General features: G+C 69.2%; 8 protein-coding genes. 5 read left to right on the top strand and 3 right to left on the bottom strand.

Going from position 1 to position 6,071, the window contains the following annotated elements; all coding sequences use genetic code 11:
- Positions 1 to 364 (top strand): ATP-binding protein (locus AC1D15_RS15180; protein ID WP_477826626.1); only part of this gene is annotated, 364 nt, incomplete at its 5' end.
- Between the two features lie 101 nt (positions 365 to 465).
- Entirely contained in the window at positions 466 to 801 is a 336-nt protein-coding gene (locus AC1D15_RS15175; protein ID WP_052211205.1) for a DUF4148 domain-containing protein, read from the top strand.
- Between the two features lie 27 nt (positions 802 to 828).
- Here the strand turns inward: AC1D15_RS15175 and AC1D15_RS15170 are convergent, their stop codons facing one another.
- Positions 829 to 1,737 (bottom strand): LysR family transcriptional regulator, encoded by a 909-nt coding sequence (locus tag AC1D15_RS15170; protein WP_477826625.1) that lies wholly within the window; start codon positions 1,735 to 1,737, stop codon positions 829 to 831.
- 57 nt (positions 1,738 to 1,794) lie between these two features.
- Complete coding sequence (locus tag AC1D15_RS15165; RefSeq protein ID WP_477826624.1) at positions 1,795 to 2,091, bottom strand: hypothetical protein; 297 nt, start codon at positions 2,089 to 2,091, stop codon at positions 1,795 to 1,797.
- Positions 2,092 to 2,356: 265 nt separating this feature from the next.
- Here AC1D15_RS15165 and AC1D15_RS15160 point away from each other — a divergent pair, with 265 nt between their 5' ends.
- Positions 2,357 to 2,803, top strand: a complete 447-nt coding sequence (locus tag AC1D15_RS15160; protein WP_465110866.1) for a hypothetical protein — start codon at positions 2,357 to 2,359, stop codon at positions 2,801 to 2,803.
- Between the two features lie 37 nt (positions 2,804 to 2,840).
- Here the strand turns inward: AC1D15_RS15160 and AC1D15_RS15155 are convergent, their stop codons facing one another.
- Positions 2,841 to 3,887 carry a zinc metalloprotease gene (locus AC1D15_RS15155; protein WP_477826623.1) on the bottom strand — a complete coding sequence of 349 codons (1,047 nt, stop codon included), beginning with the start codon at positions 3,885 to 3,887 and terminating at the stop codon, positions 2,841 to 2,843.
- 299 nt (positions 3,888 to 4,186) lie between these two features.
- On the opposite strand from AC1D15_RS15155, the gene AC1D15_RS15150 reads away from it, so the two are divergent.
- Entirely contained in the window at positions 4,187 to 5,725 is a 1,539-nt protein-coding gene (locus AC1D15_RS15150) for an Lcl domain-containing protein (protein ID WP_477826622.1), read from the top strand.
- A gap of 51 nt (positions 5,726 to 5,776) precedes the next feature.
- Positions 5,777 to 6,071 (top strand): WGR domain-containing protein (locus AC1D15_RS15145; protein WP_477826621.1); only part of this gene is annotated, 295 nt, incomplete at its 3' end.

Below are 6,071 nucleotides of genomic sequence, written 5' to 3'. Positions count from 1 at the left end.
GGGCGACGAGCGCGGCTGCGTCGAGACGGCGCTGCTGCGGCGCGCGCTCGGCAACCTGCTGCAGAACGCGATCGAGCATTCGAAGCACGGCGACGAGATCGTCGTCGAGATCGCGCGCCTGCTCGACGCGCCGGAGCAGATCCGCGTGGCGGTCAGCAACCCCGGCGGCCCGATCGACGAGCAGCACCTCACGCACCTGTTCGACCGCTTCTACCGCGTCGACAGCGCGCGCCGCAATCCGGGTGGCAACCACGGGCTGGGCCTCGCGATCGTCAAGGCGATCGCGCTGATGCACCGCGGCTCGGTGTTCGCGCGCTCGCAGGCCGGGCGCAACACCTTCGGGTTCACGCTGACGGCCACATGACCGCCACCTGACAAAAACGTCATCTGCGCGACAGGGTCCTGTGCGGGGCCGATTTCTAAGATGCCTTCACTCCCAACCCATTCGTGAAAGGTACCGAGATCATGAAAGCAACCCTCGCACTGAGCATCGCCGCCCTGGGCCTCACCGTGCTGTCGCAAGCCGCGCGCGCCGACACCGACACCGCCGCCGATCGGGCCTACAACACGCCGTCGACGCTGACGCGCGCCGAAGTGCAGGCCGACCTGGCGCTGTGGCAGCGTGCCGGCCTGGAAGCCGCCGCCGGCCGCGAAAGCTTCGACCCGACGCGTCCCGACATCGCCAGCCGCCTGGCGCAGTACAAGCAATGGCGCAGCGGCGCGGAATACCGCACCGAACTGGCCCGCCTGCAGGACAAGTCGATGACGGCGCAAGCCCCGTCGGCCCGCACGGCCAACTGAGCTCCGCCCACCGGGCCGCGCTGTTCGTCAGGCCGCGAGGCTTGGCACCGGGCGGCAGGCCGAGGCCAGCGCGACCAGGTTCGGGTCGCGCTGCCTCGCCCGCAGGTAGTTGAGCCCGATGCGCTGGCGCACCTGGTAGCGCGACTGCAGCGGGATCAGTTCCACCTTGCCGCCGAGCACGTCGCGCACGCGGCCCGGCAGCAGCGTGCAGCCGAGGCCCCCGCCGACCAGGTTGATCAGCGTGAAGATGTCGCCGACCTCCATCGCGAGCTTCGGCACGAAACCGGCGTTGCGGAACGCGGCGTCGAAGCCGTCGCGCGTGACGAAGCCTTTGCGCAGCGTGATGAGGCGCTCATTGGCGCAGGCTTGCAGGTCGACCGCGCCGAGGCGGGCATGGCGCGAGCCGATCGGCGCCGCGAAATACATCGGGTCTTCGAACAGCGCGAGCGATTCGATGTCCGGCTCGGCCGGCGGGATCGCCATCAGCGCGGCATCCGTGGTGCCCGCGCGCAGTTGCGCAAGCAGCTCGGCATTCGAGCCCATCACCAGTTCGGCCTGCAAGTCCGGGCGCAGTTGCCGCATGTCGGCGACGAGCCGCGGCACTGTCTCGACCCCCAGCGAAAAGAGCGAGCCGATGCGGATGCGTGCGCCTGACCAGCCACCGGCCGCCCGCGCGGCCTGCACGCCGTCGTCGATCAGCTTCAGCGCGCTGCGCGCCGCATCGGCCAGCACGCGGGCCGCCTCGGTGGGCAGCAGATCACGGCCCTCGTGGCGGAACAGCGCGCAGTCGAGCGCGTCTTCCAGCGAGTGCAGCGCGCGGTGCACGCTGACCGTGCTCACATCCAGTTGCTCGGCGGCGCGCCGCAGGTTGCTGCTCTCCATGTAGGCGAGCAGCATCTCCAGCTTGCGCAGCGTGATCTCTTCCATCAGTGCCATGGCACGGTCCTCCCTGTGTTTTCGATGGATGCTAGCGGCGGCGACCCGCCGAGGTTGCTACGCAATGTTCCGTTCGTTGCAAGGCGCGCGCGGTGTGGGCCGCGGCGGCGCAAAGACGCCCTCGCAGTGCGGTGGGTAGACGAAAACGGGCAGGTTCAGCAGGTCGTCGGTCCAGCCTGTCCGGTTGCGGGCACGCAGGTGCGGTCGGCGGCCGCGGGAKCGCTCGACGGCCACCTCGCGACGGCGACAGGAGATCGGGTCGATGAAGTAGAGGCGCTGCGCGCCGGCTTCGATCAGCTCGATGGCGGCGGCCACGGGCAGCTGCCACATCAGCGAGCCGACGCGGGTGAACATCAGGCCGACGTGGGTGATCGCGCGGTGCGTGGGGTGGGAATGCCCTCCTCGTGCAAGCCCTCGGCGTCGTTCTGAAGGAACGTCGCCAGGAGCTGGGCATGACGCAGGAGGACCTGGCCGGCGAGGCGGAACTGGACCGCGCGTTCATCACGATGATGTGGTGCAGCGATCCGACAACCTCGCCCTTCCAAGCGTTACACCTCGCCGGTCAACACACCAGCCACCCGAGCCGTTGGATGTCCCATCAACGACTCCGGATGCGCCCATGCACCCCGTCACCCGAATCCTGTCGCGGCTCGCCGCCGCGGCCTGCCTGGCCTTCGCCCTCACCGCCTGCGGTGGCGGTGGCGACGACGGCAGCGTCACGTTCGACATCGGCGTCATCGTCGCGGGCCAGCCGCTCAGCAGCGGGTACATCCACTCCGGCTCGTCGCAGAGCATCTCGGTCTGGGCCGGTGATTCGCTGCAGCTCGATGCCAGCGAGCCGGTCGTGTGGTCGCTGCAGGTCGCGGGCACCTCGGTCAGCGGCAGCGGCACCACGGTGTACTACGGCGGCATCGGCGTCACCATCGACACGATCAGCGCATCACGCATCCTCGTCGACACCTTCGACACCAGTGCCTTCAGCACGCCGGTCGCACTGACCTTCACCGCAACCTCCACCTACGACGCAGCCGTCGTGGCCACGGTGACGGTGTACGTCTACTACTGAGCAAGCTCACCGACACCTGATCGTCGAGGCCCCGCGCTCAGGTCACCATCAGCGACGTCGTCCCCGACTGCCCCGGCTGGTACAGCCGCAGGCGCACGTGGTACGTGCGGCCCTTGAAGAGCTTGTACGTGATGCTCGCGTTGCGGTCTTCGCCGCTGTCGTCGTCGGCGGCCAGGAAGCTCGGCTTGCCGCCGATCTCCTCGAACAGCGCGAGCAAGGTGTCGGTCGCGCCCTTGGTCGCGATGGTGTACTTGCGCGACACCGTCGGCTTGAAGGTGCAATCGATCTGCTGGCCGGCCGCCAGGTCGGCAGCGATCGACTGGAACGGCTGCAGCACCGTCGGCACCGGCGCATTGCCGGGGTACCACTTCACGACCCAGGCCTTGTCGGCACTCGACAGCGTGCCCGGCGGCACCAGGCCCTCCAGGTCGTACTTCTGCGGCTCGTCGATCAGGCCGGGCTCGAACTCGTACTCCATGATCGAATCGGGATCCCAGGCCGAGCCCTGCACCTGCTGCGTGTCGAGCTTCTCGAGGATGTTGTGGAAGGTCGTCGCGCGCGACCAGTTGTTCGGCGGTGCCGCCAGCGAGGCATACACCGCTTCCTCGTGCCACCTGATCCCGGCGAACGGGTTCTGGTGTTCGTGCTCCATGCCGAACACGTGGCCGAGCTCATGCAATGCCGTGCCCCTGCCGTACGGCGTCGTGAGGTCCCAGCCGTAGACGGTGGTCGGCTCGGTGAGCGGGATCTTCAGGACGTCGCGGCCCACCGCCGATGCGGAAATGCCGTCGGCCAGCGAGTAGCCGATGCGCACCTCCGCCTCGCTCAGCGAATCGACCTCGACGAACTCCAGGCCGATGCCGACCGCCTTCCAGGTGTCGAAGGCGGGACGCACCGCATCGGCCTGCGACTTCGGCACCGCATAGTGCGACCCGCCGCTGAAGAAGCAATAGTGCAGCACCGTGCGGTTCGCCCACTTCGAGCGACCGGACAGGATCGCCGCGGCACGCCGCGGATCGGCCATCACCGCATCGGACAACTTCGGCCTGGGCCGCGGCGGCGTGCTGCACAAGGGCTTGGCCATCGGCTTGCCGTGAGACGTCGATCCACCACCATGACTGCTGCGTGACGTGCCCATGCGAATCTCCTGGATGCTGCCGGTAGGAGCCTCCACAGATTAGTCAGCACACGCCTGCACTTCCATCATCAACCGAGAGGAGCGAGCGACCGTCGGTCGGGCGCCGGCCACGCCGCTGCGCAGTTGGTGACGCGCTTCACGCCGTGTGCCGCTTGTCGATCAAGCCGCAGGCCGAAACGGCCGATATGTCCGCAGCCCCCGTCCATTCCCGGACGCGGGCACCTGTGCACACAAGGGAAGCGGCGATGACACGGATCAGGCAGTTGTTGATCGGCACCGCCATCGGCGTGCTGGCCGCGTGCGGCGGCTCGGGTGGGGGTGGCAGCGGCAGCACCACGACCGCGATGACCGGCAACTCGATCGGCAACGCACCCGCGACGAGCACCGTGTCGGGCGTGGTGGCCGACAAGCACGGCGTGGCGATCCAGGGCGTGCTGGTCACCGTGTTCCATCACAACGACCACACGACCCGCACCGCCACCACCGGCGTCGACGGCCGCTATGCGATCACCGGGCTGAGCGCCGGCGTCAATGCGGACTACGCGGTCTACGCGCAGCAGGCCGGGCTCGCCTTCTACCCGTCGATCGGCGACGCGGCCGGCTCGGTCACGAAGATGGATTTCAACGGGCTCTACCGCACCGTGATCCGCTTCGCGACACTGCCGACGCACGATGTCGCGAACGCGGACTTCACAGCCTCGCGCGCGGGCGACCGGATGGCGAGCCTGCCGCGCACCGGGCAGTCAACGAGCTTCGCGGCCGGCGATGACGGCGCGCTCGCGCATGGCGTCGCGTGGCCCGGCACCCGGTTCATCGACAACGCCGACGGCACCGTCACCGATGCGCTGACCGGCCTGGTGTGGCTGAAGAACGCCGGCTGCTTCAACGCGACCGACTGGCCGACCGCACTCGCCGCGGCCGCGCAACTGGCCAGCGGCGCCTGCGGCCTGAGCGACGGCTCGGCCGCAGGGCAATGGCGCATGCCGAACGCGAACGAGCTGGAGAGCCTGGTCGACGTGTCGCAGGCCGGCCCGGCGGTGGCGAGCGGCCATCCGTTCACCGGCATCGCCGTTGCCAACGCGTACTGGAGCTCGACCACCTACATGGCGTTGACGAGCAGCGCGATGGCCATCCGCTTCAGCGACGGGCGCTGGATCAACGGCGCGAATGCAGCCGATGGCGGCATGAGCAACGTGAAGGCCGGTTCGGTGAACTCGCTGTGGGCGGTGCGCTCCGGCGCCGCCGGCGCCGTGCAGCTGCTGGCCACCGGCGTGTACGCCGGCATCGGCGGCGGCTCGTTCGGCACCGCCGACGACGCCGCCCTGCAGGCCGGCGCGCCCCTCACCTCGCCGCGCTTCATCGACAACGGCGACGGCACGCTGGCCGACACGGTGACGGGCCTCACCTGGCTGAAGAAGGCCGATTGCATCCAGCAGCCCTGGTCGGGCGCACTGGCGGCGGTGAACGCGCTCGCGAGCGGCCAATGCGGCCTCGCCGACGGATCGGTCGCCGGACAGTGGCGCCTGCCCAACCGCGCCGAGATGCTGAGCCTGTCGGACCGCGCGCCGACCTTCCCGCAGGCCTCGTACCTGAATGGCCAGTACCAGGCCGGCTCGGCGGTCACCGGCCCCGCGGTGTTCGACAACTTCATCGTCTCGGATTACTACTGGTCGTCGACCACGAGCGCCGCCGACAGCAGCGAAGCCTGGGCCGTCTACAGCTGCGACTTCGGCGTGTACAACGTCGCGAAGTCCGAGCTGCGCTACGCACTCGCCGTGAGGTAGTGCCCCGATATAGTCCTCTGCTGTACGCAGCAGACAGGAAGGACGCGGGGCATGCGCCGATTCGAGCTGGTCGAGGGAACATCGAGCAAGTTCTGGGAGGTGGCCGTGGCCGGCAGCGACGTGACGGTGCGCTTCGGCCGCATCGGCACCAACGGCCAGACCAAGACCAAATCGTTCGCGAGCGCCGCGGCAGCGCAGACCGAGCACGATGCGCTGGTGAAGGAGAAGACCGGCAAGGGCTATCGCGAGGCCGGCGTGGCCGCGGGGGCGACGCTGGCAGCGGTCGCGGCAGCCGCTGCGGCGCCTGCGGCACCGAAGGCCGCCGTGGCAGCGACACTCCCCGTCG

Source organism: Rhizobacter sp. P2_H2, from assembly GCF_056403375.1.
The sequence above is the reverse complement of the archived record's forward strand: the minus strand, read 5'-3'. Positions and strand labels throughout refer to the sequence as shown.